Origin of the sequence: Chryseomicrobium palamuruense, from assembly GCF_042649045.1 — a bacterium.
In the GTDB taxonomy this organism is placed as follows: Bacteria; Bacillota; Bacilli; order Bacillales_A; family Planococcaceae; genus Chryseomicrobium; species Chryseomicrobium palamuruense.
Window position 1 is genome coordinate 145,331 of the sequence record NZ_JBHSEF010000011.1, and the last position, 26,561, is coordinate 171,891.

The following is a 26,561-nucleotide window of genomic DNA, read 5'->3' on the forward strand; positions in this document are numbered from 1 at the left end:
TGCATGACGACAGAATGGTTTTTTGAGTATGAAATTCAAATCAATCGACCAGGTCTACTGGGAGATATCGCTTCTCTTCTAGGTATGCTGCGAATTACAATTGTAACCATCAATGGTGTCGATGAAGGTCGACGCGGCATGTTATTAAATGCGCAAAATAAAGAAAGTATTGATCGCTTTGAGCATATCATCTCCACGATGGAAACGATTCAATTAACGAAGTTCCGAGAGCCCAAATTACGTGATCGCTTAGCTGTGCGACATGGACGTTATATTCAACGGGACTTAGATGATCGCAAAACGTTTCGATTTGTCCGTGACGATCTTGGACTTCTCGTTGATTTTATGGCGGAAATCTATAAACAAGACGGTCATAAATTGATAGGCATTCGAGGGATGCCACGTGTTGGAAAGACGGAATCTGTCGTAGCAGCAAGTGTGTGTGCGAATAAGAAATGGATTTTCTTATCGTCTACGATGATTAAACAGACCGTGCGCAGTCAGTTGATGGGGGACGAGTTCAGTCAACAAAACATTTTCATTTTAGATGGAATTGTGACACGAAAATCAAGTGACGAGCGACATCACCAACTCGTAAAAGAAATGATGAGAATGCCAACAATCAAAGTCGTCGAACATCCAGACATGTTTGTTCAGCATTCAGAATATACAATTGATGATTTTGATTATATTATCGAACTGCGCCATTCACCTGATGAAGAAATCACGTATGAAATGATGGAAAGAAATCAAGGAAACAATGATTTCGGAGGCTTCGGTGGATTTGGTGGATTTGAATTTTAGAAAGGCGGGTGAGGAATGTGTCAGAACTGGGTACTCGCTTACAACAAGCGAGAACAGAAAAAGGATTAAGCATTGATGATGTTCAGTCCATAACAAAAATACAAAAACGATACTTGATTGGTATAGAAGAAGGCAATTATGATTCCATGCCTGGCCCATTCTACATTCGTGCATTTGTACGCCAATATGCGGATGCGGTGGGGTTAAGCGGAGAGCAATTATTAAATGATTATAAAGATGAGTTGCCTGCTGCTCAAAAATCAACACCAACTCAAATGAATGCAGCGACAGTGAGTCGAAGAGGGTATCGCTCGGGTGGAAGATTTATGGAAATCTTCCCTATGATACTCGTAGCACTGTTTGTTATTGCCATCATTGCGATTGCTTACGTATTATCGCAACGGGCACCGGTAGATTCTCCTGTCGAGGAAGCGGAAGACAGTGAAATTGTTCTGGAAACACAACCTCAAGAAGATGAGCCAGCAGCACCTATCGAAGAAGAGGAAGAGACTGTGGAAGAAGAACCAGTCGAGCCTGAACCAACTGTGACGATTACTCCTACGCGGACGCAGGGTGAAAATGCATATATAGACGTAACGGGTACAGAGGCATTGACTGTCCGTATCGAGTTTACTGGTGAATCTTGGTTGTCAATCCTGCGTAATGACCTCGGAGGGGAGCTATTGATACCTTCTGAACGAGTCTACTCTGTCGCGGATAGCCCATTTACGTTTGAGGCGCCAGAGCCTGGCGTGTACCGAATTCGCCTGGGAGTTACAGCTAACTCAAAAGTGTTTATTAATGATGAACCTCTGCCATTCCAAACTGGAATGAACTCAGAAAATCTCTATATTAACTGGACACAATAAACATGTGCCTTGTCCTCTTCGGGCAAGGCCTGTTTTCTTAAGGAAAGGAGTTTCACACATGAATTTACCAAATAAAATTTCGATGTTCCGCATTTTTTTAATACCTGTTTTTATGCTCTTCATGCTTGTTGATTTTGGTTTTGGGACCGTGACTTTACTCGGGGCAGCGTTGCCAGTCGAACATATCATCGGTGCCGTCCTCTTTATATTCGCCTCAATTACCGATTTTATAGATGGATATCTTGCACGCAAACACAACCTCGTCACAAATATGGGGAAATTTTTAGACCCTCTTGCAGACAAATTGTTGGTCTCTGCTGCGCTCATCATTTTGGTGGCGTTTGATCTAGCCCCAGCATGGGTAGTTATTTTAATCATTAGCCGTGAATTTGCTGTAACTGGGTTACGTCTCATCCTTGCAGGTGGAGGAGAGGTCGTCGCAGCGAATCAGCTTGGAAAAATTAAAATGTGGACGCAAATAGTAGCTATCAGTGCATTACTCCTAGGGAATATCGGTTTTGAAATGATTGGATTCCCATTTGCGACCATTATGCTTTATATATCCCTTTTCTTCACTCTATGGTCTGGATATGATTATTTCTATCTAAACCGTCGTGTACTCTTAGATTCGAAATAGGAGGCAATGCTATGAAAGCAGAGATTATTGCGGTTGGTTCAGAACTGCTGCTTGGACAAATCGTTAATACAAATGCGCAGTTCCTATCAACACAACTGGCAGAGATGGGCATCTCCATTCACTACCATACAGTTGTAGGTGACAATGCGGACCGCTTACGCGATGCCATTCAGATAGCCGAAAAGCGAGCAGACCTTATTCTCTTTTCCGGCGGTCTAGGACCAACAAAGGATGACTTAACGAAAGATACCATCGCCCAGCATTTAGGCTTATCTCTTGTCACGGATGAGAAAGCCATGCAGTTTATTACCGAGTTCTTCGAAAAGCGCAATCGACCGATGACAGAGAATAATAAAAAGCAAGCGCTCGTTTTTGAAGGAGCGGAAGTTCTTGCCAATCACCACGGAATGGCACCAGGAATGTTCTACCAGTCATCTTCCCATACGTATATTCTATTGCCTGGACCACCGAAAGAACTGGAGCCTATGTTTCAATTTGAAGCAAAGCCTTTAGTTGCGAAGCAAATCTTTAAAAACCAGCAAATTTTCTCGCATGTCATCCGTTTTTATGGAATTGGAGAAGCGGAACTGGAGACAGAACTAGAAGATCTCATTGATACCCAATCGAATCCGACGATTGCTCCTCTCGCGTCAGATGGCGAAGTGACGATTCGTTTGACTGCCGTCGGTGAAACGGAAGCGGATGCATGGTCCAAAATCAAAGAAGTGCAAGCCGAGATTTTGAACCGTGTCGGGAAGTATGTCTATGGCTATAACAATGATTCCCTTGCATTGAAACTGAAGCAAAAGTTGTCAGATGCTGAACTGACCATCTCTGCAGCGGAAAGTATGACTGCAGGACTTTTCCAAGCGGAACTCGCAGCTATTCCAGGAATGGCTGAAGTCTTGGTAGGTGGCATGGTCACATATAACGAAAAAGTGAAAGTGGAGAACTTGGGTGTATCCCAACAAACGATTGATCAGTACTCAGTTGTTAGCAAGCAAGTAGCTGAAGAAATGGCCACCCAATCAAAAAACATCTTCGGATCCGATATCGGTGTCGGAATTACCGGAGCTGCTGGACCGGATGCTCACGGGGGCCAACCTGCAGGAACTGTGTGGATCGGAATTGCCTTTGAAGATCAAGTGACAAGCTATGAACTTCATTTATCTGGCATGCGCAATACAAACCGAATCCGCGCCGTCAAGTTTGCTATACATTATTTACTGCAGCTTCTTTTATATAAAAATAGCGATGAAAAATAGACTGAAGGGACATTTCTCTTCATTTTTTTTATTTTGTACAAAACTTCAAATTACAAATTTGCCATTGTGTGAAAAAATACGAATAAACGTTCGCTTTTTTCTTGTATTTTTTCGTTGAAAGGAGTATAGTAGGTATAGAAACAACATTTGATTTCTTAGGAGGAATTTCATTTGGCAGATCGTAAAGCAGCCTTAGATATGGCTCTCAAACAGATAGAAAAACAATTCGGTAAAGGCTCTGTAATGAAACTTGGAGAGAAGACTGACCGTGAAATACAAACGTCTTCTAGTGGCTCACTTGCATTAGATGCGGCTCTTGGTGTGGGTGGATATCCACGTGGACGTATTGTTGAAATCTACGGACCAGAAAGCTCAGGTAAAACAACGGTTGCTTTGCATGCTATTGCAGAAGCACAAGCATCGGGCGGCACAGCCGCTTTTATTGATGCTGAGCATGCGCTTGACCCTGTTTACGCGCAAAAATTAGGTGTAAATATTGATGAACTACTTTTATCTCAACCAGATACAGGAGAACAAGCATTAGAAATCGCAGAAGCACTTGTACGCAGTGGTGCTGTTGATATTCTTGTCATTGACTCCGTTGCAGCTCTTGTACCTAAAGCAGAAATTGAAGGCGAGATGGGTGACTCTCACGTAGGTCTTCAAGCGCGTTTGATGTCTCAAGCTTTGCGTAAACTTTCAGGTGCAATCAATAAATCGAACACGATCGCTATTTTCATTAACCAAATTCGTGAAAAAGTCGGTGTCATGTTCGGTAACCCAGAAGTGACACCAGGTGGTCGTGCCTTGAAATTCTATAGCACGATTCGTCTAGAGGTTCGCCGTGCAGAAGCAATCAAGCAAGGTACAGATATCATGGGAAACCGCACAAAGATTAAAGTCGTGAAAAATAAAGTAGCTCCACCATTCCGTACAGCGGAAGTCGACATCATGTACGGTGAAGGGATTTCTCAAGAAGGGGAAATCATCGATATGGGTGCTGACCTCGACATCGTTCAAAAGAGTGGTTCTTGGTATGCATACAATGATGATCGTTTAGGTCAAGGTCGTGAGAATGCGAAACAATTCTTGAAAGATAATGAGTCAATCAAACAAACGATTGCTTCTCAGATTCGTCAATCCCTTGGAATGGCAGCAAGTTCATATACAATTGCAGCGAATGTAGAGGAAGAAGAAGATGAGGATTTCGAACTACTGTTAAAAGAAGAATAGGATGAAGTGCGCTTGTCTCCGGACAAGCGCTTTTTTGTCAACTTGACAGTGGTATTTTGTATCGATACAATGAATTTGTATTTTCAATTTATTTTCATGCGAAACGAAAACAGGCAGACGAAGATCAGCCGACTGAAAACAACAAATAGCAAGAGGAGGTGTTTGCATGGTTGAAATCATCATCTCCGCTTTGATTGGTCTTTTTGTCGGTGCCGTTGTTGGGTATTGGTATCTTAAAAAACTTAATGATTCCAAAGTCACTGGAGCAAAACAGTCCTCTGAACTTATTCTAGATGAAGCAAAGCGGGAAGCAGAAGCCCTGAAAAGAGAAGCTCTTCTAGAGGCTAAAGATGAAGTACACACATTGCGTACAGAAGCTGAAGCGGACATCCGGGAAAGACGTTCTGAACTGCAAAAACAAGAAAATCGTTTATTGCAGAGAGAAGAGAACCTTGACCGCAAAGATGAAACAGTTAACAAGCGAGAGGCGAGTCTCGAACGGAAGGAAGACGCGTTAGCCGAAAGACAACAGCATATTGAACAAAAAGAAAGTAAAGTGGAAGAGCTCGTACAAGAACAGCAGCTTCAACTAGAACGAATCTCCGCATTAACGCGAGAAGAAGCACGCACACTCATCATGCAGGAAGTTGAAAATGAATTATCAACAGATATTGCTGTGATGACGAAAGAATTCGAAACACGTGCCAAAGAAGAAGCCGACAAACGTTCGAGAGAAATCTTATCACTTGCCCTTCAGCGCTTTGCTGCCGATCATGTGGCTGAAACGACAGTATCTGTCGTGAATCTACCAAATGATGAAATGAAAGGCCGCATTATTGGACGTGAGGGTCGAAACATTCGTACCCTTGAAACACTTACTGGAATTGATTTAATTATTGATGACACACCAGAAGCGGTTATTTTATCTGGGTTTGATCCAATTCGACGTGAAACGGCGCGACTTGCTCTTGAGAAATTGGTTCAAGATGGTCGTATTCACCCGGCACGCATCGAAGAAATGGTCGATAAATCTCGACGTGAAGTAGATGAATACATTCGTGAAGTCGGCGAACAAACTTCATTCGATGTCGGTATTCACAATTTACATCCGGATTTAATTAAGATTTTAGGTCGATTACGTTACCGTACGAGTTATGGTCAAAATGTGCTCAAACATTCAACTGAAGTTGCTTTCCTAGCTGGTCTACTTGCTGCTGAACTAGGTGAAGATGTGACACTCGCGCGTCGTGCAGGACTGCTTCACGATATCGGAAAAGCGATTGACCATGAAGTAGAAGGAAGCCACGTTGAGATTGGTGTCGAGCTTGCAACGAAATATAAAGAACATTCAGTTGTAATTAATAGTATTGCTTCTCACCATGGAGATACGGAACCAACATCTGTTATCGCCGTACTAGTTGCCGCAGCAGATGCTTTATCTGCCGCACGACCAGGTGCAAGAAGTGAAACACTTGAAAACTACATTCGTCGTTTACAAAAGCTCGAAGAAATTTCCGAGTCATATGACGGAGTGGAGAAATCATTTGCTGTCCAAGCAGGTCGAGAAATTCGCATCATCGTCAAACCAGATATTATTGATGATATTTCTGCGCATCGCCTCGCACGCGACATTCGCAAACGTATTGAAGAAGAATTGAACTATCCTGGCCACATTAAAGTGACCGTTATTCGGGAGACACGTTCAGTCGAATATGCTAAATAAAGGGGATGCATGCAAGAGTTTCTTGCATGCATTTTTTTGTGGTACGAAAAATCTAAAAATTTCTTGTGTCATAATGTTACGCTATACTTATGGAAGTGAAGGAAGGCGAGTGGAATACATGAAGATTTTATTTATTGGAGATATCGTCGGTTCAATTGGTCGAGATGCATTAGAAGATTACCTCCCACGCTTAAAACGAAAATATCAACCGGATGTTATTATTGCGAATGGAGAAAATGCTGCAGCTGGAAGAGGAATTACGAAGCGCATCTATGATGACCTGCTATTTATGGGAGTTGATGTCATCACGATGGGAAACCATACCTGGGATCAGAAAGAAATCTTTGATTTTATCGACGAAGCAGATTATTTGATACGTCCAGCAAACTTCTCAAAAGAAGCACCTGGAAAGGGTGAAATCACGATAACAAAGAATGGCAAAACGTTGACTGTAATGAATTTGCATGGTCGCGTATTTTTACCTCCGCATGATTGTCCATTTGAAATGGTTGACTACATGGTTGAGGAAGCAAAGAAGAACAGTCCATATATCTTCGTCGATTTTCATGCGGAAGCCACAAGTGAAAAGATTGCGTTTGGATGGCATTTAGATGGCCGTGCCTCTGTTGTAGTGGGCACACATACACATGTACAAACAGCAGACAATCGGATTCTACCAGGTGGCACAGCATATATTACAGACGTGGGAATGACCGGTCCTTATGACGGGGTACTTGGGATGGATAAGGAAAGTGTTTTATATAAATTTAAAACCAATTTGCCAGCTCGTTTTGAAGTACCGAAGAGAGGCAGAGCGATCATCAGTGGATATTTTGTAGAACTGAATGAGCAAGGTAAAGCCGTCCATCAAGAGCGGATTTATATTAATGAAGATACACCTTTTCAGAATTAGTCTACTTTAGAAACCCATTTCATACTCTTAACTAGGGGTCATTACCCCGAGGACCTAGAGAAAGGAAAGAGAAATGGACTCACTTAAAGTTTCATCACGATCCAATCCGAATTTAGTGGCAGGGGCACTTGTAGCGGTCATTCGGGAGCGAGGATTCGTCGAAATGCAAGCCGTAGGGGCAGGGGCGCTGAATCAGGCAGTAAAAGCGATTGCCATTGCAAGAGGCTACGTAGCACCGAGTGGTCATGACCTATCTTGTTCCCCAGCGTTTGCAGACATTGAAATAGGTGGAGAAGAACGTACCGCTTTAAAGTTACTGGTGGAGAAAAAAAGAAAATAGCAATCTGGGCAGAGGGATTCCTCTGCTTTTTCTGTGGGTTTCTCCGCCATTAGACTGAAATTATGGATTTTCAAGGACTATACATAGAGGAAACAGAACCTTCATGATAAACTAATGAAGGATTAAACATTGGAACGATTAAGGAGAGATTACTATGTTGCAGCAGCTTGCTTGGAAAGTAGGAGGGCAGCAAGGTGAAGGGATTGAGAGTACAGGTGAAATTTTCTCAATGGCCATGAATCGCCTTGGGTACTACTTGTACGGATACCGTCACTTTTCTTCACGTATTAAAGGTGGCCACACCAACAATAAAATTACAGTTCGCCCAACGGAAGTACGTATCATTCCGGACGATTTAGATATATTGGTAGCATTCGATCAAGAAACAATTGACGTGAACTACAAAGAATTAACGGAGAACGGCATCATTTTAGCTGATGCCAAGTTTGAACCAGTTCAACCGGAAGATTCTAAAGCGCCTGTCATTGCCATTCCATTTACGACGATTGCGTCCGAACTAGGCACATCGTTAATGAAAAACATGGTGGCAATTGGTGCAACTGCCGCTCTGATTCAACTAGATAAAACGGTATTTGAAGCCGTTGTAAAGGAAATCTTCGCGAAAAAAGGCGATGAAGTCGTCGCTAAAAATATGCTGGCTATCGAACAAGGATATGCACAGCTTCTTGAACTTGTTCCAGAAAAAGCAGGAGCGTACGCGCTTGAACCAGCTGACGGGCAGCGTCGTCTTTATATGATTGGAAATGATGCAATCGCACTTGGTGCTCTCGCAGCAGGTGTGCGTTTTATGGCCGCTTACCCAATTACACCAGCCTCAGAGATTATGGAATACTTGATTAAGAAACTCCCTCTGTTTGGTGGAACCGTCATCCAAACAGAAGATGAAATTGCTGCTGCAACAATGGCAATCGGATCAAACTATGGGGGTGTACGTGCATTCACTGCATCTGCAGGTCCTGGATTGTCCTTGATGATGGAAGCGATCGGCCTATCCGGTATGACTGAGCAACCTCTTGTCATTGTGGATACACAGCGCGGGGGGCCATCTACAGGTCTGCCAACGAAACAAGAACAATCTGACTTGATGCAGATGATTTACGGGACACATGGTGAGATTCCAAAAGTCGTCATTGCACCAAGTACAGGTACAGAAGCATTTTATGATACAATTCAAGCATTTAATATAGCGGAAGAATTACAGTGTCCGGTTATTCTCTTATCTGATTTACAACTTTCACTTGGGAAACAAACGGTTGAACCATTTGATTATGAATCAATTCAAGTCACACGAGGAAAACTGCTATCTGGAGAATCCCTTCCTGAAGCGGAAGAGAAGTCATACTTCAAGCGTTTCGAAGTGACTGAAGACGGAGTGTCTCCACGTGTCCTTCCAGGTATGAAACATGCGATTCATCATGTAACAGGTGTTGAACACGATGAAACAGGAAAACCGTCGGAAGCAGCAGGTAACCGTAAGAAACAGATGGACAAGCGAATGAAAAAGCTTGAAAATATACGTTTTAATTTACCTGTCTATGCTAACGCTCCACATGATGAAGCAGATATACTACTTGTTGGATTTAACTCGACACGAGGTGTACTTGAAGAGCTACAACGTTCGTTAAACGATCAAGGCATTAAAACAAACCATGCACACATTCGTCTCATTCAACCATTCCCTGCAGAAGAGATGATGAACTATGTACAATCGGCGAAAAAAGTGTTAGTGGTGGAGAACAATGCGACTGGTCAACTGGCTTCAATTTTAAAAATGAATGTAGGTGCGCATCACAAGATTCAATCGGTCTTGCGCTATGATGGGACCCCATTCTTACCTCGTCAACTTGAAACTCAAGTGAAGGAGATGCTCTAAATGGCTACTTTTAAAGATTTTCGTAATAATGTCAAACCGAATTGGTGTCCAGGTTGTGGTGACTTCTCTGTTCAAGCAGCAATTCAGCGGGCAGCTGCAAATGTAGGAATAGAGCCACATGAACTGGCAGTCGTTTCTGGAATTGGTTGTTCTGGACGTATTTCAGGATATATTAATTCCTATGGATTCCACGGGATTCATGGGCGCGCGTTACCTATTGCACAAGGCCTTAAGATGGCGAACCGCGACCTACATGTCATTGCCTCTGGCGGAGATGGTGACGGGTTTGCAATTGGTATGGGTCACACGATTCATTCCTTACGCCGCAACATCGATTTGACTTATATCGTGATGGATAACCAAATCTATGGCCTGACAAAAGGCCAAACATCGCCTCGCTCGGCAGCAGGCTTTAAAACTAAATCTACTCCAGGCGGTGCGATTGAACCTTCGTTGAAACCTATGGAGATGGCTTTATCTGCAGGTGCTACATTTGTCGCTCAAGGATTCTCATCCGATATCAAGGAACTAACAGCAATCATTGAAGCGGGTATTCAACATAAAGGATTTTCGTTCATCAATGTGTTCAGTCCGTGTGTAACCTATAACAAAATCAATACGTACGATTGGTTTAAAGAAAATCTCGTGAAGCTCTCAGAGCGTGAAGATTATGATTTCACAAGCAGAGAACAAGCGATGAAAGTGGTTATGGAGACGGAAGGACTCGTGACCGGAATCATTTATCAAGATAAAGAAACACCATCCTACCAAGAACAATTAAATTCCTATGCACAAACGCCATTATTTGAAGAAAACCTTACAATGACAAAAGAGCAATTTGAATCTTTACAAGCTGAATTCCTATAATCATCCAGCCGTCCCATTTTGGGGCGGTTTTCGATTGGCACAAAGCTGTGAACACGGTTTCAATCATCAACCATATTCGGTATAATAAATGGATGACATCGTTAGGAAAGGGGTAGCGTGTACATGAATGAAGAATCAAGATTGCACAGCTCTCAAGTGAAACAGCCTAAAGAAAAGGATTACAGTCAGTATTTTCAAACGGTCTATCAGCCACCTTCGTTAAAAAATGCAAAAAAACGTGGGAAAGAAGCGATTCAATACCACAATGATTTTCAGATCGACGAACAATTCCGGGGCATGGGACAAAACCGAAAATTCTATATACGAACCTACGGATGTCAAATGAACGAGCATGACACTGAAGTCATGGCAGGAATTTTCATGAATCTGGGGTATGAACCTACCGATACTGTAGAAGATGCGAATGTGGTTTTATTGAATACATGTGCTATTCGAGAAAACGCAGAAAATAAGGTGTTCGGGGAACTGGGTCATCTCAAGCATTTAAAACGCCAGAATCCTGACGTCTTGATTGGTGTGTGTGGATGCATGTCCCAAGAAGAGGCCGTCGTGAACAAAATATTAAAAACCTATGATCAAGTGGATATGATTTTCGGGACGCACAATATTCACAGACTGCCACATATTTTAAACGAAGCCTATCTATCTAAAGAGATGGTCGTGGAAGTGTGGTCGAAAGAAGGAGATATTATTGAAAATCTCCCTCGAAAACGAAAAGGCCAAATCAAAGCATGGGTCAATATTATGTACGGTTGTGATAAGTTCTGTACGTATTGCATCGTTCCGTATACACGCGGAAAGGAACGGAGTCGTCGTCCGGAAGAAATCATTCAAGAAGTACGTGAACTTGCTGCAGCTGGCTATAAGGAAATTACGTTACTCGGTCAGAATGTGAATGCGTATGGAAAAGATTTTGAGGACATCACTTATCGATTAGCAGATTTAATGAGTGACCTTCACAAGATTGATATTCCACGTATTCGCTTTACAACAAGTCATCCACGTGATTTTGATGATCACCTCATTGATGTTCTCGCTCAAGGTGGAAACTTAGTAGAACACATTCACTTACCTGTTCAATCAGGTTCGTCTGACATTTTAAAGATTATGGCGCGTAAATACACACGCGAACAGTTCTTAGATCTCGTAAAACGTATGAAAGAACGAATTCCTAACCTGACCCTATCGACAGATATAATTGTCGGTTTTCCCAATGAGACGGAAGAACAATTTGAAGACACCCTTTCTTTGTACAAAGAAGTAGGTTTTGAAATTGCGTATACCTATATCTATTCACCACGTGATGGCACACCGGCTGCAAAAATGACAGATAATGTACCGATGGATGTAAAAAAACAAAGACTTCAGCGCTTAAATAAATTGGTGAATGATATGTCTGCCCAAGCAATGCTTGCGTATCAAGATCAGATTGTCGAAGTATTAGTTGAAGGCGAAAGTAAAAAAAATGCCGATGTGTTAGCTGGTTACACGCGCAAAAACAAATTGGTTAACTTTACTGGACCAAAAGAATTGATTGGTAAGCTCGTCCTTGTTAAAATTACAGATGCGAAAACATGGTCACTGACAGGTGAATTTGTAGAAATCGCAGAAACAGAAAAGGTGGAACTCGTATGAGTCAATATACAAAGCAACAAATTATTGAAAAAGCACATGAAATTGCAAGCATGATTGCCCAAACAGAAGAAGTCGATTTCTTTAAACGTGCGGAAGCACAAATTAATGAAAATCAAAAAGTAAAAGAAAAAATAGCGAGTTTGAAAAGTCTTCAAAAACAAGCCGTGAATTTTCAACATCTAGGAAAAGAAAAAGCTTTGAAACTTATTGAGTCAAAAATCGCTAATGTAGAAGCAGAAATCGATGCGATTCCAATTGTACAGGAATTCAAACAATCGCAAGGAGAAGTAAATAATCTTCTTCAACTCGTAGCACATTCGATTTCAAATAAAGTAACAAATGAAATTATTGAATCCACAGGTGGCGACCTTCTTCAAGGAGTTACGGGTTCAGCTATGAAAAAAAACCAATAATTCTATTGTAAATAGCTTAGGTAGTGTGTCTTAGTTAGTTCGACACACTGCCTTTTATTTATGGTAAAATGATAGCGGGTCCAAAACCTATAAGAGAAAAGGGAGGAAACAACATGAACAAAAAGTTTAAGTTTCTGGGCACAGCTGTTGCAGCTTCAGCGCTGCTACTAGCAGCGTGTGGAGGAGCAGGCGGTGGAGAATCTTCCGGTGAAAAAACGAAAGAGGATTTTGATTTCCTAAGTATCGTTACTGGTGGTACACAAGGAACGTACTATCCACTAGGTGGAACGTTCGCTAACTTAATTACCGAAGAGACAGGGATTAAAACGACTGCAGAATCGTCACAAGCATCTGCAGCGAACATGACAGCTCTTAAAGATGGCAATGCAGAAATCGCTTTCGTTCAGACAGATGTGGCGTTTTATGCAACAGAAGGAACATTCATGTTTGAAGACGGCGCCATTGATACAATCTCAGCAATTGGCGCACTATATCCTGAAACTATTCAAATCGTTACTTTAAAAGATTCAGGTCTTGAATCTGTTGAAGATTTAGCTGGAAAAAAAGTTTCTGTTGGTGCACCAGGCTCAGGAACGTATGCAAATGCGGAACAAATTCTTGAAATTCACGGAATGACAATGGAAGATATAGATGCTCAAGCACTAGATTTCGGTGAATCTCAAGAAAGCTTACAGGCTGGACAGATTGATGCAGCTTTCATAACTTCAGGAACACCAACAGGGGCCGTTGAAGCATTGAATGCAGTAGCAGGCGTTAATATTATTCCTGTATCAGCTGAAAAAGCTGCAGAGCTCATTGAAAAATATCCATACTATGCAGAAGACGTGATTACTGAAGGAACATACGGCTTAACGGCTGATGTACCGACTGTATCTGTACTTGCAATGCTTGCAGTATCAAATGAGCTTCCTGAGGACCTCGTTTATGAAATTACGAAAGCTATCTATGGCAATACAGACCAAATTACACATGCAAAAGGTGCATTCATCAAAGCAGAAACAGCTCTAGACGGAATTGGTATTGATGTACACCCTGGCGCACAGAAATACTTCGACGAACAATAAGATATAAAAAAAGCAATGGTTTCGGCCATTGCTTTTTCCAACCTATGAGACAGGCCATAAGCCGAAACTCGTAAATTAGTTTAGGATTTGGGCTTATGTCCCTAAAGGTGATGATCATGATGCACAAGGGAATAGTGCTTATTTGGACAGGCATTTTGGCCATTATATTGCTATTTGTACCTATTGAAAAAGTTATCGAGTTTAAACAGACTCGACCTGAAAGTTGTAAGCAGTATTATATTCCTCTGAATGAACACCGCGAGTTCTCTCTCACATTTACTCATTCGATTCATCTCTCAGATGTCAAGGAGATTTACAGAGTTACACAAACGAATGAGATTGAGCCTTATCAAATGATCTATGAAGATTTGGCAATTGGTATGCCTGGTGCTGCTGAAAAAACCCAAACGTTTGAAAAGATTGACGGAAAATGGGTATTGACTACATTTGGTCAGACAATGGAGTCTTTTACTTTGTATAATTCATCCATTCACAAAAAACTTGAAGTAGTATACGATAATAGAATCTTCGATTTGAAGAATGAATTGCCAACAGGTGGTTCCTATCTTATTCAAATTAAAGAGTATTCTTGGATTTCTAGAATGAAAGGAGAACAATTGAATGGAAGAAAATAAACAGAATACAGATAAAGAACAAGTGGAAACGCTTTCTGAAGAAGAACAAAAAGCCATTCTAGCAAAATATGATCCCGAATCAAATACACGGGACCATCAAGGGATCATGAGGAAAGTCGTTTATTTTGGATTGCTTGCTTTTACGTTATTTCAATTATACACAGCAATTAATGGGCAGTTCACGGCCTATATCCAGCGTTCGATTCACTTAGGTTTTGCGCTCTCTTTAATTTTCTTACTTTTCCCAGCCAGAAGAATCTGGGTACATAAACCTTCTATCCCTTGGTACGATTATTTGTTAGCTCTACTTTCTGTTGTTGTAGGATTGTATTGGCCAATTTTTTATGATGATATCGTATTTAGAGCAGGTAGTCTATCCACGGTGGACCTCATTGTAGGTGTACTTGCCATTTTGTTAACTCTTGAAGCGGCAAGACGTGCTGTAGGGTTACCAATCACCATTATCGCTGCTGTGTTTCTTGTTTACGCGTATTACGGGCGTTATTTCCCAGGATTCTTAGCACACCGTGGACAAGACATCGACACCATCGTTCAAGTTATGTTCTTTACAACAGATGGTATTTTAGGAACACCTATTAGTGTTTCAGCTACATTTATCTTCGTCTTCTTGCTATTTGGTGCCTTCCTAGTTAAAACAGGAGTAGGACAGTATTTTAATGATTTAGCTGTATCGTTTGCTGGACGTTTGACAGGGGGACCTGCCAAAGTAGCCATCTTCTCGAGTGCATTACAAGGTACTATTTCTGGATCGTCAGTAGCCAACGTTGTTACATCAGGTTCTTATACAATTCCGATGATGAAAAAGCTTGGTTATCGAAAAGAGTTTGCTGGTGGGGTCGAGGCTGCTGCATCCACTGGGGGCCAAATCATGCCACCTATCATGGGGGCAGCTGCCTTTCTAATGGTTGAATTTATTGGTGGCGTAACCTACTGGGAGATTGCAAAAGCCGCAGCCATTCCAGCTATCCTATACTTTGCGGGAATTTGGATAATGACGCACTTTGAGGCAAAACGTGTTGGACTTGAAGGCCTTCCTCCAGAAGAAATGCCTGACCGGAAAGAAGTGTTGAAAAAGTTATATCTTCTCGTTCCTATACTTGCCATCATTGTGATGCTATTTGTAGGAATTCCCACGATGCAAGCGGCCCTTTGGGGTATTGTACTTGCTGTCGTATTAAGTGCTCTAGATAAGTCTACACGAATGGGCTTCAGAGACATTGTAGATGCCTTGGTGGATGGAGCACGTACTGCACTTGCTGTTGCAGCCGCTACTGCAGCCGCTGGAATGATTGTTGGGGTAGTCGTAAAGACAGGACTAGGGCTAGGACTTGCGAATGGATTAATTGATGCAGCAGGTGGAAGTATCTTATTAACACTTGTATTTACTATGTTTGCTTCCCTTGTTTTAGGTATGGGTTCTCCAACAACAGCCAACTACGTAATTACGTCAACCATTGCAGCACCGGCCATTATTACATTGCTAATGATGGATGAGCCTGCAGGCGCAGCAGTACCACTTGTTATTGCTTTATCTGCTCACTTCTTTGTGTTCTATTTCGGTATCGTGGCAGATATCACGCCGCCCGTCGCACTTGCTGCCTTTGCAGCATCTGGGGTGTCCGGTGGAGATCCAATCAAGACCGGTGTCAATGCAGCTAAACTTGCAATTGCGGCATTTATCATTCCATATATGATAGTTTTCTCACCCCAATTGTTAATGATTGATACGACTATACCGGAAATAATATGGGTTCTCTTTACAGCCATTTCGGGAATGATTGCAATTGGTGCAGGGGTTATTGGATATTGGTATCGCAAGGTGTTTTGGTACGAGCGTATTGTGGCGATTATTGCCGGTTTGTTACTGATTTATCCAGAAGGTCTTTCTGACACAATTGGATTAATCATCTTCGCTATCTTGCTTGCAATCCAATTCATGACAAAAAATAAATTTGATAAAAAACCAGCAACCGCATAATTTTATCAGCGTGCACTCATTTTGAGTGCACGTTTTTCAATTTGACGCATACGTTGAAGAGAAGGAGGCGTGTATGTGAAAAGCTATCGCCATATAATTACGAAGGCGATTATTGGGAAAGGAAAAGAGAAGGTAGAGACGAAAACTACTCTTAGCTTGCCTCAAAGACCTAATCGAATCTTAGGTTGTTGGATTGTGAATCATCATTACCAAGCTCGCAAACAGAAAAATGATGTAGAGCTCTCCGGTCATTTTGAATTAAATATTTGGTACGCGCACGGAGGCTCAAAAAAGACGGCGGTCCATGCAGAAGTGATTTCATACAAGGAACATGTCAATGTTCACTATGAAAATGCCTCTCTATCTAAAGATGAAGTCTACATCAAATCGATTGACGATCCAGAATGTGAAAAAGCCGTTATTGAAGAGGACGGTAAAGTATGCGTTGAGACATGTCATTCCGTACTTATTGAAGTGGTCGGTGAAACAACAGTTTGTGTAGAGTCATTTGATTTTCACGACAAGGAAGAAAGTTCTTCCCCTTTTTAAGAAATTTGGAGCCTGTCTCACAGGTTCCTTTTTTTTATTCGCTCCGGAAAGTCTGCTATACTTACACTACATGAAACCGTTAAGAAAGCAGGAATCTACGTGACCTATACACCAATGATGCAACAATATTTATCCATTAAGAAAGATTATCCGGAAGAGTTCCTGTTTTTCCGATTGGGTGATTTTTATGAGCTCTTTTTTGAAGATGCGAAGAAAGCTTCGGCTATCTTAGAAATCACGCTAACCGGAAAAGACGCTGGAGCTAAAGAACGTATTCCCATGTGTGGTGTACCCTATCATTCAGCTGCTTCCTACATTGAAACACTGGTTTCAAAAGGCTACCGTGTCGCTATTTGTGAGCAGGTTGAAAACCCGAAACACACGAAAGGAATTGTGAAACGTGAAGTCGTTCAAGTTATTACACCGGGTACATTACTCGAAGGAAAAACGATTGCCTCTTCTGAGAACCATTATCTCGGAGCAGTCGTCCTGACAGACCCGATTGAACTTGCCTATGTGGACCTCGCCACTGGAGAAGCCTACGCAACGATATTGTCTGGTTCTCATAAGACGTTATTTGCGAAAGCCCAAGAACTTAACATTAAAGAATTAGTTGTTGGAGAAGCAGATGCCATCCTTTTAGAGGAATTGGGGGAATCATTTGATCTTCCTCTAGCAGTTCATACGAATCTACCAGAGAGAGAAGTGCAGGAAGACAGTCTTGCGGCTCAATTATTACTTTCCTACATAACGACCACACAAAAGCGGTCCCTCAGTCATTTACAAGATTTTATATACTACGAACAGCAACAATTTCTGAGCATAGATAGTGCATCCAAACGTAATCTAGAACTTTTAAAATCACTTCGTTCAGGAGACGAAAAAGGGACACTTGTCTGGCTTCTTGATGAAACGAAAACGGCGATGGGTTCGAGAAAATTAAAACAATGGATTCATCAACCGCTGGCGAATCGGTTGGCTATCGAAAAAAGACAGAATCAAGTGGAAGCCCTGCTAGACGATTTTCTTTTGCATGAAGAAATTAAAGAGCTGCTTACACATGTTTACGATATGGAGAGACTGCTCGGTAAAGTGAGCTTCGGGACGTTAAACGGTAAAGATGCCGCGCAATTACGAAAAACATTGCAACAACTTCCAAAACTGAAACAATTGCTTCAAAATTCCACACACCACGAGCTTCAAATACTTGGTGAACGGTTAAAAGATGTTTTAGGTTGTCGAGAGCTTTTGGAAGAGGCTATCGCTGAGCAACCACCTCTAACGTTAAAAGAAGGTGGCGTCATTCAAAGCGGCTATCATGAAAAGCTCGATCAGTTTCGCTATGCGGCAACGAACGGGAAAGATTGGTTAGCCGAACTTGAACAAAAAGAGCGAGAGCGTCTTGGAGCGAAAAATTTAAAGATTGGGTACAATCGAATTTTTGGATACTATATCGAATTGACGAAGTCAGTTGTGCACTTAGCAGATGAATCCCGCTATATTCGTAAACAAACCCTTGCCAATGCTGAGAGATTTATTACAGAAGAACTAAAAGAAAAAGAAACACTCATACTGAACGCTCAGGAAGAAGCGCTTCTACTCGAAACTCAATTATTCGAAGAAGTCCGGTTGAAAGTACAGTCTTACATGGCTGACCTTCAAGCGGCGGCGGATGGTTTGAGTGAAATTGATGTTCTACAAGCGTTTGCCGTCTGTGCAAATCGGTATCAGCTCACACGTCCAACTTTTACGACTAATCGAGAGATGATCATTAAAGAAGGACGACATCCGATTGTAGAAAAAATGATGAATAATCAGCATTACGTGGCCAACGATTGTATCTTAACTGAAAAAGCGAATATGCTACTGATTACTGGACCAAATATGTCAGGGAAAAGTACCTATATGCGTCAAATTGCCATTACAATTATTATGGCTCAAATGGGAAGTTTTGTACCCGCTGAGGAAGCAATTCTTCCAATCACAGATAAGATTTTCACCCGAATTGGAGCTGCAGATGACTTGGCTGGTGGACAGAGTACGTTTATGCTCGAGATGGTGGAATCACGGAACGCCATTAACGGAGCTACAGCGAATAGTCTATTATTATTTGATGAAATCGGTCGAGGAACCTCTACATATGATGGCATGAGTCTAGCTCAAGCCATGATGGAATATATCCATGACCATATCGGCGCGAACACATTATTCTCGACACATTATCATGAATTAACAGAGCTTGAAGGACATCTTGATCACTTGAAAAATGTTCATGTCGCTGCGACAGAACAAGATCAAAAGGTTGTGTTTTTACACAAAGTAAAAGAAGGTCCGGCGGATAAGAGTTACGGGATTCACGTAGCGGAGCTTGCAGAACTCCCTCCAAGTATCGTGGAACGAGCGAGGGAACTACTTGCAGGATATGAAGAGCAAGAAGATAGGCAGCTGTCTATATTTGACTTTGAACGAGTTGAACCGGTACACAAGCCACAGACTCTCCATCCAGTGGTCGAAAAACTTCAACAATTGAACGTAATGGAAATGACGCCACTTGAAGCAATGAATGTCCTCTATAAGATGCAGAAGGAAGTGCAGAAAGGGAGATAATCCATGCCGAATATACACATTATGGATGAGCGATTATCCAACAAAATAGCTGCTGGAGAAGTTGTCGAAAGACCGTCAAGCGTTGTGAAAGAACTTGTGGAAAATGCCATCGATGCTAAAAGTACATCCATACAGGTGGATCTTGTAGAAGCAGGCCTCATGAAAATTCAAGTGACGGATAACGGGGTGGGAATGGACAGAGAGGATGCACTTCTCGCTTTCTCGCGTCATGCGACATCCAAACTTTTATCTGAACATGACCTGTTTCGTATCCGTTCACTCGGCTTTCGAGGGGAAGCGTTAGCGAGTATTGCAGCGGTGTCAAAAGTTTTTATGCAAACGTCGACTGGCGAAGAGCAAGGGACTATTGTGCGAATAGAAGGTGGAAAGCTTTTAGAAACCGCTGACGGACCGTTACGGAAGGGCACGATATTTCGAGTGGAACAGCTTTTCTACAACACCCCGGCTCGGTTAAAATATGTCAAAACGATTCAAACGGAACTGGGCCATAGTATTGATTTAATGAACCGTCTTGCTTTAAGTCATCCGGATGTTGCATTCACGCTGACCCATAATGAACAAACACTTCTTCAGACGACTGGCAGAGGAAATCTTCAGCAAGTCGCAAGTTCGGTTTATGGTGTTGCAGCAGCGAAGCAAATGGTCCCGTTTCATTCATCGAATGAAGACTTTGAGGTTTCTGGTCTTACATCACAACCAACAGTAAACCGAGCATCTAAAAATTACATAAGTCTCTTCATCAATGGGAGATGGGTTCGTCACTTTGGCATCATCCGAGCAATTGAAGAGGCGTATCATACATTTCTACCCATTGGACGCTTTCCGATTACTCTGCTCTCTATTAAAACGGACCCAATTTTAACGGATGTCAATGTGCACCCGTCAAAGCACCAAGTCCGGTTAAGTAAAGAAAAAGAGTTAGAACTTTTGATTACTAAGACGCTACGTGACATCGTTCGCGGAGAACAAGAGATTCCAAAGGTTGTCATACCAAAACCTAAGACTGTGTCATCTCAACCCAACTTCTTTGAATCGATTCCATCTGGCCAACAAGAAGCTGTACATGAAATAAAAGAGAGTATTCATCAAGATCCTGAGCCGATAAATTCTAGAGAAGTCAGCTCACCAATAATTGAGGAGAGATTAAGCGAAGAGTTATCTGCTAAAGACATCGTTCCGAGTGCTCCTCAACTTCCGTATCTTGAAATTGTGGGTCAAATTCATGGTACCTATATCGTGGCACAAGCCGAGGACGGTTTCTACTTACTGGACCAGCACGCGGCACAGGAAAGAATCAAGTACGAGTTTTACCGAGATAAAGTAGGGGAAGTAAATCATCATGAACGTCAAACACTTTTACTGCCTTTAACCTTTCATTTCACGTTAGATGAAGCTGTACGTTTAAAAGCGAATAGGGAGCAGTTAGAAGCTGTTGGAGTGGTGTTGGAAGAGTTTGGTGATGCGAGCTTTGTCGTGAGAGAATATCCGACATGGTTCCCAAAGAATCAAGAACGCATCGTCATTGAAAAAATGATTGAACTGGTGCTTGATCAGAAACAAATACAAGTTGCAAAACTACGTGAAGAGGCAGCCATTTTAATGAGCTGCAAACTTTCAATTAAAGCGAATCATTATTTAACCAAAGATCAAATGCATGCATTAATTGAAGATCTTCGCACATGTGAGCAACCTTATACATGTCCACATGGTCGTCCTGTTGCGATTCATTTTTCAAGTTATGACACAGAGAAGATGTTCAAACGAATTATGTAAAGGGGTGCTTCAGGTGGAATACATTCTATCGATTGATCAAGGAACGACGAGCTCGAGAGCAATTCTTTTTAACAAGCAAGGTGAAATCGTACATTCCGCACAACGAGAATTCAAACAATATTTTCCAAAATCTGGTTGGGTAGAACATGATGCGCAAGAAATTTGGGGTTCTGTCTTATCCTGTATCGCGTCTGTTTTAACTGAAACAAATGCTCAGCCTGAACAAGTTCAAGCCATTGGAATCACAAACCAACGAGAGACAACGGTTGTGTGGAACAAAAAAACGGGTAAGCCAATCTATCATGCAATTGTTTGGCAGTCTCGCCAATCCAATGACATTATCGAGGAATGGAAACGAGCGGGACACGAGGAAATGGTAATCGAAAAAACAGGTCTGCGTCTCGATCCGTATTTTTCAGCGAGTAAAATCGCATGGATTTTGAATGAAGTGGAAGGGGCACGTGATGCCGCTGAACAAGGAGACCTTCTTTTTGGAACCATTGAAAGCTGGTTGATTTGGAAATTGAGTGGGAATGCTACGCATGTCACGGATTATTCCAATGCATCACGTACGCTCCTCTTTAACATACATGACGTAAAGTGGGATGAGGAATTATTACAGACTTTCCAAATTCCTACCTCCATGCTTGCTGAAGTGATAGATTGTTCAGGTGAACTCGCTGTAACGGATCCTTCCGTCTTTTTCGGAAAAAAAATCCCGATAACGGGTTCAGCAGGTGATCAGCAAGCTGCTTTATTTGGGCAAGCTTGTTTTGAAAAAGGAATGGCAAAGAACACATATGGAACAGGTTGCTTTATGCTTCTTAACACAGGGGACCAGGCAGTGGCTTCAGATGACGGACTCCTGACTACCATTGCTTGGGGAATTGATGGAAAAGTGACGTATGCCCTTGAAGGAAGTGTCTTTGTAGCTGGGTCAGCGATTCAATGGCTGCGTGACGGTCTACGCATGCTAAGAAACGTAGCCGACTCGGAAGCGTATGCCGCACGTGTTGATTCAACAGAGGGTGTATATGTTGTCCCGGCTTTTGTAGGGCTAGGTACTCCGTATTGGGATTCAGACGTTCGTGGTGCCATCTTTGGATTATCTCGAGGAACCGAAAAAGAACACTTTATTCGAGCTGTGCTTGAATCTCTCGCGTACCAAACGAAAGATGTATTGCTTGCCATGGAAGAAGCCGCTGAAATATCGATTGAGACACTTCGAGTCGACGGTGGTGCTGTAGAAAATGATTTTCTCATGCAGTTCCAGTCCGATATGTTACAAGCGGGAGTAGAAAGAGCTCGATTAAATGAAACGACTGCCCTCGGAGCAGCGTACTTGGCAGGACTCGGTTCTGGATTCTGGGAATCTACAGACGAAATTGTCAAGCTTCATAAGACAAAACAAACATATGAACCTCGTATGGATCAAGAGCAGAGTGAATCCTTATATGAAGGTTGGAAAATTGCGGTTGCAGCCGCTCGCGCATTTAAAATGACACGAAAGGGGCAAGCCAAATGAAATCCTATCTTGACCGGACCTATTTAAAAGACACGCTTGATTCATATGCGTTCGATGTACTTGTCATCGGTGGAGGAATTACTGGAGCGGGAATAGCTCTTGACGCCATTTCACGCGGACTCACTGTTGCTTTAATTGAAATGCAGGATTTTGCAGGAGGAACTTCATCACGTTCGACGAAACTGGTCCACGGGGGCTTGCGCTATCTTAAGCAATTTGAAGTACAAATGGTTAGTGAAGTAGGAAAAGAACGAGAAATTGTATACAATAACGCGAAGCATGTGACAGAACCCGAATGGATGTTATTGCCATTTTACAAAAAAGGGAATTTTGGTCCACTCTCTACTTCCGTAGGGTTAAAAGTTTATGACTATTTAGCGGGGGTTAAAAAAGAAGAACGCAGAGAGATGCTTTCTAAACAAGAAGTCTTGCAACTTGAGCCTCTGTTAAAAGAAAAAGGACTTCGTGGCGGGGGACATTATGTTGAATACCGCACAGATGATGCTCGTTTGACCATTGAAGTGTTAAAAAAAGCAATCGAACTTGGTGCTGTTTGCCTGAATTATATGAAAGCGGAAGAGTTTATCTATACACATGGACAGATTGCAGGAGTTGTTGCCGAGGATCAGTTGACGAATGACAAACTAACGATTGAAGCGAAAGCAGTGATCAATGCGACAGGGCCATGGGTAGACAATGTGCGAAAGAAAGATTCCATCGATAATGGAAAACATCTTCAATTGACAAAAGGAGTCCACATCGTCGTCGATCAACAACGTTTTCCACTTCAACAAGCCATTTATTTTGATGTACCAGATGGACGAATGATTTTTGCAGTACCTCGTGATGGAAAAGCGTATGTTGGTACAACAGATACCTTCTATGATCAAGATCCAACTCATCCACTTGCGACAAAAGAAGATGTATCCTACTTACTAAATGCTGTGAATTCTTTGTTTCCAAATGTCGGGTTGACCTCAACAGATGTTGAATCTACGTGGGCAGGAGTACGTCCATTGATATCAGAAGAAGGGAAATCCGCATCGGAAATCTCTCGTAAAGACGAAATCTGGAAATCTGACAGCGGTCTAATCACCATCGCTGGTGGAAAGTTGACAGGCTATCGAAAAATGGCGGAAGATACCGTTGATCAATTGCAGTCATTCTTTACAAAACAACTTCCTCCATCTCAAACGAAACATCTTCCTCTATCTGGCGGAGATTTCGGATTGCTTGATTACGATGAATATATCTATGAACGTTCAAAACAATTAATTTACTATGGACTATCCTTGAGTGAAGCCAGACATCTAGTGAAATTTTTAGGGAAGAATTGTGAACTTGCGTTAGGGTATATTCCGTATGTTGAAAAATGGGATGTACCCTCATTAAATCTAAGTGATAAAATCATGCTTTATTACACCATTCAAAATGAGATGGTAACCTCTCTTGCCGATTACTTTGTTCGACGCACAGGTCTTTTATATTTTGATATTCAAAAAGTGAAATCCACCTATGGTGATGTTAGTCAACTACTCACCGATGAATTGCAATTAAGTGAGGAACAAAAGCAGCGTGGTGAAGAAGAACTTGAACGACTTCTCGCAGAAGCAGAGGTGAGGTAGAAATGGAAACATTTTGGTTTACTATGACAGATGGTCATGAAATCTTTACTCGGTTTTATTCTAATGACAGGGGTATGGGACATGTCCATATCCTTCATGGCCTTGCGGAACATTCAGGTCGATATGATGATTTCGCGCGCCATTTAATCAGCGAAGGTTACAGTGTCTCCCTCCATGACCACCGAGGACATGGGGAAACGGGACAGAAACAAGGTACGTTAGGGTATTTCTCCGATGGTGAGGGGTTTGAGCGAGTGACAGATGATGTCAATGAAGTGATCCACCTTTTGAAAGGTCGTTTATCAGATAAACCACTGATTCTTCTTGGCCATAGCATGGGTTCTTTTATCGCACGACGTTTTGTTCAGAAATATCCCGATGGAGTCTCCAAGTTAGTTCTTGTCGGAACAGGAGGAGACCCTGGAATAATGGGGTTTGTTGGATTGCAACTTGCAAAAGTCTCTTCAAGAGGTGAAAAAGCTAAACTCCCTGGGAATCAGTTAAACAAGTTGACGTTCGGTTCTTATAACAAACGAATTCCTAATGTCTCTCATGAATTTGATTGGTTATCGACCGATGGGGAAGTCGTGCAAGCCTATGACCAAGATCCATTGTGCGGGTTTGTTTCAACGAATAAACTGTATAAAGACCTGTTAACGGGTTTACGCACCATACACTCATCTACGAATTTAGAAAAAATGCGTAAAGACTTACCCGTATTACTAATCGCTGGAGCAGAAGATCCAGTAGGTAATTACGGCAAAGGTGTTCGAGACGTAGCAAAAAACTTTGCCAAATCCGGCATGGAACAAGTAAAGCTCGTGTTAATTGAAAATCATCGTCATGAAATTTTAAATGGTCATGAAAGAATTTCGGTCTACGATGAAATTACAAGGTGGCTACTGGAAGAATGAAGAAACAAAAAGTATTGGTACTCGCAGGGCCTACTGCTTCCGGAAAGACTGCTTTAAGTATTGAACTGGCAAAGCGATTCAACGGAGAGATAATCAATGGGGATGCTTTTCAAGTATATAAGGGATTAGATATTGGTACAGCAAAAGTTACAACAGAGGAAATGGAAGGAATTCCTCATCATCTTCTCTCATTACGAGAGCCTTCAGAAGCTTTCTCTGTCGCGGAGTATCAAAAACTTGTCCGCATGACCATTGAAGATATTACGTCTAGAGGTCACGTCCCAATTCTAGTAGGTGGAACAGGTCTTTATATTCAAGCTGTACTTTATGATTTTCAATTCGTAGAACAAGCAGTGGATACGGAATTGCGCCAACAACTTGAGCAACTTACGAGTGAAGAGTTGTGGGGCCAGTTAAGTGAGCAGGATCCAGAAGCTGCACAGGAGATTCACCCTAATAATAAACAGCGCGTCGTACGTGCACTTGAACGAGTGATAGCTTCTGGAGTGAATAAGCAAGAAGCGGAACAAAATAGAGGGAAAGATACGTTGTATTCATTTGTCATCTTTGGATTAGAACGAGATCGCCAAGAACTTTATCAGCGAATCAACACACGAGTCTATCTAATGATTGCGAATGGACTTGTCGAAGAAGTAAAAGAACTTTTAAAGCGCACGCCAAAAGATGCACAAGCTTTTCAAGCTATCGGATATAAAGAAGTCATTTCCCATTTGGAAGGCCGTCTGACACATGAAGAAATGATAGCAGAGATTCAACAGAATTCGCGGCGCTATGCCAAGAGACAATTTACGTATTTTCGGAATAAACTACCGGTCGAGTGGGTGCACCCGGAAGAAGATTATGTAAAAATTGTAGAGCGTTGCAACGAGTTTTTAAAGGGAAATGAAAATAAATAGCGAATAGTATGAAGAAGTAGGGGAAAGGGAGGATTCACAATGGCAAACGCAAACATGCAAGATGTGTTTTTAAATCAATTACGAAAGAATGAGGTATTTGTTACGGTATTTTTATTGAATGGGTTTCAGTTAAAAGGCCTGATAAAATCGTATGACAATTTTACGGTTCTATTAGAGTCAGATGGTAAGCAGCATTTAATTTACAAACATGCTATCTCCACATTTGCACCAACGAAACGTATCGATCTATCTATAACAAATTAATTAAGTTCGTCCAGTTGGACGGGCTTTATTTTA

23 protein-coding genes are annotated in these 26,561 nt (G+C 41.9%); all 23 read left to right on the forward strand.

The window, feature by feature from the left end:
- Positions 1 to 3 precede the first annotated feature (3 nt).
- The 23 genes from ACFO0S_RS05245 (at position 4) to hfq (ending at position 26,528) form a co-directional block, all read left to right on the forward strand.
- The gene (locus ACFO0S_RS05245; RefSeq protein WP_378140762.1) at positions 4 to 804 is read left to right on the forward strand and encodes a DUF3388 domain-containing protein; all 801 of its coding nucleotides are present in this window, start codon (positions 4 to 6) and stop codon (positions 802 to 804) included.
- Positions 805 to 821: 17 nt separating this feature from the next.
- Positions 822 to 1,673, forward strand: a complete 852-nt coding sequence (locus ACFO0S_RS05250) for a helix-turn-helix domain-containing protein (protein WP_378140763.1) — start codon at positions 822 to 824, stop codon at positions 1,671 to 1,673.
- A gap of 58 nt (positions 1,674 to 1,731) precedes the next feature.
- Entirely contained in the window at positions 1,732 to 2,310 is a 579-nt protein-coding gene (gene pgsA, locus ACFO0S_RS05255; RefSeq protein ID WP_378140764.1) for a CDP-diacylglycerol--glycerol-3-phosphate 3-phosphatidyltransferase, read from the forward strand.
- 11 nt (positions 2,311 to 2,321) lie between these two features.
- Positions 2,322 to 3,575, forward strand: a complete 1,254-nt coding sequence (locus tag ACFO0S_RS05260) for a competence/damage-inducible protein A (protein ID WP_378140765.1) — start codon at positions 2,322 to 2,324, stop codon at positions 3,573 to 3,575.
- Between the two features lie 171 nt (positions 3,576 to 3,746).
- On the forward strand, positions 3,747 to 4,808 hold the full coding sequence (recA, locus tag ACFO0S_RS05265) for a recombinase RecA (protein ID WP_378140766.1): 1,062 nt from the start codon (positions 3,747 to 3,749) through the stop codon (positions 4,806 to 4,808).
- 166 nt (positions 4,809 to 4,974) lie between these two features.
- Positions 4,975 to 6,531, forward strand: coding sequence for a ribonuclease Y (rny, locus tag ACFO0S_RS05270; RefSeq protein ID WP_378140767.1), 1,557 nt, complete (start codon positions 4,975 to 4,977; stop codon positions 6,529 to 6,531).
- 118 nt (positions 6,532 to 6,649) lie between these two features.
- Positions 6,650 to 7,444, forward strand: a complete 795-nt coding sequence (locus ACFO0S_RS05275; RefSeq protein ID WP_378140768.1) for a TIGR00282 family metallophosphoesterase — start codon at positions 6,650 to 6,652, stop codon at positions 7,442 to 7,444.
- 73 nt (positions 7,445 to 7,517) lie between these two features.
- Positions 7,518 to 7,784, forward strand: a complete 267-nt coding sequence (locus ACFO0S_RS05280; protein ID WP_378140769.1) for a stage V sporulation protein S — start codon at positions 7,518 to 7,520, stop codon at positions 7,782 to 7,784.
- A gap of 154 nt (positions 7,785 to 7,938) precedes the next feature.
- Positions 7,939 to 9,678, forward strand: coding sequence for a 2-oxoacid:acceptor oxidoreductase subunit alpha (locus ACFO0S_RS05285; RefSeq protein WP_378140770.1), 1,740 nt, complete (start codon positions 7,939 to 7,941; stop codon positions 9,676 to 9,678).
- The gene (locus ACFO0S_RS05290) at positions 9,679 to 10,545 is read left to right on the forward strand and encodes a 2-oxoacid:ferredoxin oxidoreductase subunit beta (RefSeq protein ID WP_378140771.1); all 867 of its coding nucleotides are present in this window, start codon (positions 9,679 to 9,681) and stop codon (positions 10,543 to 10,545) included.
- 123 nt (positions 10,546 to 10,668) lie between these two features.
- Positions 10,669 to 12,201, forward strand: coding sequence for a tRNA (N6-isopentenyl adenosine(37)-C2)-methylthiotransferase MiaB (gene miaB / locus ACFO0S_RS05295; protein ID WP_378140772.1), 1,533 nt, complete (start codon positions 10,669 to 10,671; stop codon positions 12,199 to 12,201).
- Complete coding sequence (locus tag ACFO0S_RS05300) at positions 12,198 to 12,614, forward strand: YlbF/YmcA family competence regulator (protein ID WP_378140773.1); 417 nt, start codon at positions 12,198 to 12,200, stop codon at positions 12,612 to 12,614. The genes miaB and ACFO0S_RS05300 overlap by 4 nt, the downstream gene beginning before the upstream one ends.
- Positions 12,615 to 12,727: 113 nt before the next feature.
- Positions 12,728 to 13,699: a TAXI family TRAP transporter solute-binding subunit gene (locus ACFO0S_RS05305; protein WP_378140774.1), complete on the forward strand. Its 972-nt coding sequence runs from the start codon at positions 12,728 to 12,730 to the stop codon at positions 13,697 to 13,699.
- 116 nt (positions 13,700 to 13,815) lie between these two features.
- Entirely contained in the window at positions 13,816 to 14,334 is a 519-nt protein-coding gene (locus tag ACFO0S_RS05310; RefSeq protein WP_378140775.1) for a DUF1850 domain-containing protein, read from the forward strand.
- Positions 14,321 to 16,333 (forward strand): TRAP transporter permease, encoded by a 2,013-nt coding sequence (locus tag ACFO0S_RS05315; RefSeq protein WP_378140776.1) that lies wholly within the window; start codon positions 14,321 to 14,323, stop codon positions 16,331 to 16,333. Before ACFO0S_RS05310 ends, ACFO0S_RS05315 begins: the two co-directional genes overlap by 14 nt.
- Positions 16,334 to 16,408: 75 nt before the next feature.
- Positions 16,409 to 16,882 (forward strand): outer spore coat protein CotE, encoded by a 474-nt coding sequence (gene cotE, locus ACFO0S_RS05320; RefSeq protein ID WP_378140777.1) that lies wholly within the window; start codon positions 16,409 to 16,411, stop codon positions 16,880 to 16,882.
- Positions 16,883 to 16,996: 114 nt separating this feature from the next.
- Positions 16,997 to 19,489: a DNA mismatch repair protein MutS gene (mutS, locus tag ACFO0S_RS05325; RefSeq protein ID WP_378140959.1), complete on the forward strand. Its 2,493-nt coding sequence runs from the start codon at positions 16,997 to 16,999 to the stop codon at positions 19,487 to 19,489.
- A gap of 3 nt (positions 19,490 to 19,492) precedes the next feature.
- Positions 19,493 to 21,283, forward strand: coding sequence for a DNA mismatch repair endonuclease MutL (gene mutL / locus ACFO0S_RS05330; RefSeq protein WP_378140778.1), 1,791 nt, complete (start codon positions 19,493 to 19,495; stop codon positions 21,281 to 21,283).
- Positions 21,249 to 22,808 carry a glycerol kinase GlpK gene (gene glpK / locus ACFO0S_RS05335; RefSeq protein WP_378140960.1) on the forward strand — a complete coding sequence of 520 codons (1,560 nt, stop codon included), beginning with the start codon at positions 21,249 to 21,251 and terminating at the stop codon, positions 22,806 to 22,808. The genes mutL and glpK overlap by 35 nt, the downstream gene beginning before the upstream one ends.
- On the forward strand, positions 22,805 to 24,433 hold the full coding sequence (locus ACFO0S_RS05340) for a glycerol-3-phosphate dehydrogenase/oxidase (protein WP_378140779.1): 1,629 nt from the start codon (positions 22,805 to 22,807) through the stop codon (positions 24,431 to 24,433). Before glpK ends, ACFO0S_RS05340 begins: the two co-directional genes overlap by 4 nt.
- 2 nt (positions 24,434 to 24,435) lie before the next feature.
- Positions 24,436 to 25,347, forward strand: coding sequence for an alpha/beta fold hydrolase (locus ACFO0S_RS05345; protein WP_378140780.1), 912 nt, complete (start codon positions 24,436 to 24,438; stop codon positions 25,345 to 25,347).
- Positions 25,344 to 26,264, forward strand: a complete 921-nt coding sequence (gene miaA, locus ACFO0S_RS05350) for a tRNA (adenosine(37)-N6)-dimethylallyltransferase MiaA (protein WP_378140781.1) — start codon at positions 25,344 to 25,346, stop codon at positions 26,262 to 26,264. Before ACFO0S_RS05345 ends, miaA begins: the two co-directional genes overlap by 4 nt.
- 39 nt (positions 26,265 to 26,303) lie before the next feature.
- A complete protein-coding gene (hfq, locus tag ACFO0S_RS05355) occupies positions 26,304 to 26,528 on the forward strand; it encodes an RNA chaperone Hfq (protein WP_378140782.1) in 225 nt (74 codons plus the stop codon).
- The last annotated feature ends 33 nt before the right edge of the window (positions 26,529 to 26,561 follow it).

Excerpts from the sequence above, each read along its gene's own strand:
- ACFO0S_RS05245 (WP_378140762.1), top strand. The coding sequence starts at position 4 with ATGACGACAGAATGGTTTTTTGAGTATGAAATTCAAATCAATCGACCA.
- pgsA (WP_378140764.1), top strand. The coding sequence starts at position 1,732 with ATGAATTTACCAAATAAAATTTCGATGTTCCGCATTTTTTTAATACCT.
- ACFO0S_RS05260 (WP_378140765.1), top strand. The coding sequence starts at position 2,322 with ATGAAAGCAGAGATTATTGCGGTTGGTTCAGAACTGCTGCTTGGACAA.
- rny (WP_378140767.1), top strand. The coding sequence starts at position 4,975 with ATGGTTGAAATCATCATCTCCGCTTTGATTGGTCTTTTTGTCGGTGCC.
- ACFO0S_RS05275 (WP_378140768.1), top strand. The coding sequence starts at position 6,650 with ATGAAGATTTTATTTATTGGAGATATCGTCGGTTCAATTGGTCGAGAT.
- ACFO0S_RS05280 (WP_378140769.1), top strand. The coding sequence starts at position 7,518 with ATGGACTCACTTAAAGTTTCATCACGATCCAATCCGAATTTAGTGGCA.
- ACFO0S_RS05285 (WP_378140770.1), top strand. The coding sequence starts at position 7,939 with ATGTTGCAGCAGCTTGCTTGGAAAGTAGGAGGGCAGCAAGGTGAAGGG.
- ACFO0S_RS05290 (WP_378140771.1), top strand. The coding sequence starts at position 9,679 with ATGGCTACTTTTAAAGATTTTCGTAATAATGTCAAACCGAATTGGTGT.
- miaB (WP_378140772.1), top strand. The coding sequence starts at position 10,669 with ATGAATGAAGAATCAAGATTGCACAGCTCTCAAGTGAAACAGCCTAAA.
- ACFO0S_RS05300 (WP_378140773.1), top strand. The coding sequence starts at position 12,198 with ATGAGTCAATATACAAAGCAACAAATTATTGAAAAAGCACATGAAATT.
- ACFO0S_RS05305 (WP_378140774.1), top strand. The coding sequence starts at position 12,728 with ATGAACAAAAAGTTTAAGTTTCTGGGCACAGCTGTTGCAGCTTCAGCG.
- ACFO0S_RS05310 (WP_378140775.1), top strand. The coding sequence starts at position 13,816 with ATGATGCACAAGGGAATAGTGCTTATTTGGACAGGCATTTTGGCCATT.
- ACFO0S_RS05315 (WP_378140776.1), top strand. The coding sequence starts at position 14,321 with ATGGAAGAAAATAAACAGAATACAGATAAAGAACAAGTGGAAACGCTT.
- mutS (WP_378140959.1), top strand. The coding sequence starts at position 16,997 with ATGATGCAACAATATTTATCCATTAAGAAAGATTATCCGGAAGAGTTC.
- mutL (WP_378140778.1), top strand. The coding sequence starts at position 19,493 with ATGCCGAATATACACATTATGGATGAGCGATTATCCAACAAAATAGCT.
- glpK (WP_378140960.1), top strand. The coding sequence starts at position 21,249 with ATGACACAGAGAAGATGTTCAAACGAATTATGTAAAGGGGTGCTTCAG.
- ACFO0S_RS05340 (WP_378140779.1), top strand. The coding sequence starts at position 22,805 with ATGAAATCCTATCTTGACCGGACCTATTTAAAAGACACGCTTGATTCA.
- ACFO0S_RS05345 (WP_378140780.1), top strand. The coding sequence starts at position 24,436 with ATGGAAACATTTTGGTTTACTATGACAGATGGTCATGAAATCTTTACT.
- miaA (WP_378140781.1), top strand. The coding sequence starts at position 25,344 with ATGAAGAAACAAAAAGTATTGGTACTCGCAGGGCCTACTGCTTCCGGA.
- hfq (WP_378140782.1), top strand. The coding sequence starts at position 26,304 with ATGGCAAACGCAAACATGCAAGATGTGTTTTTAAATCAATTACGAAAG.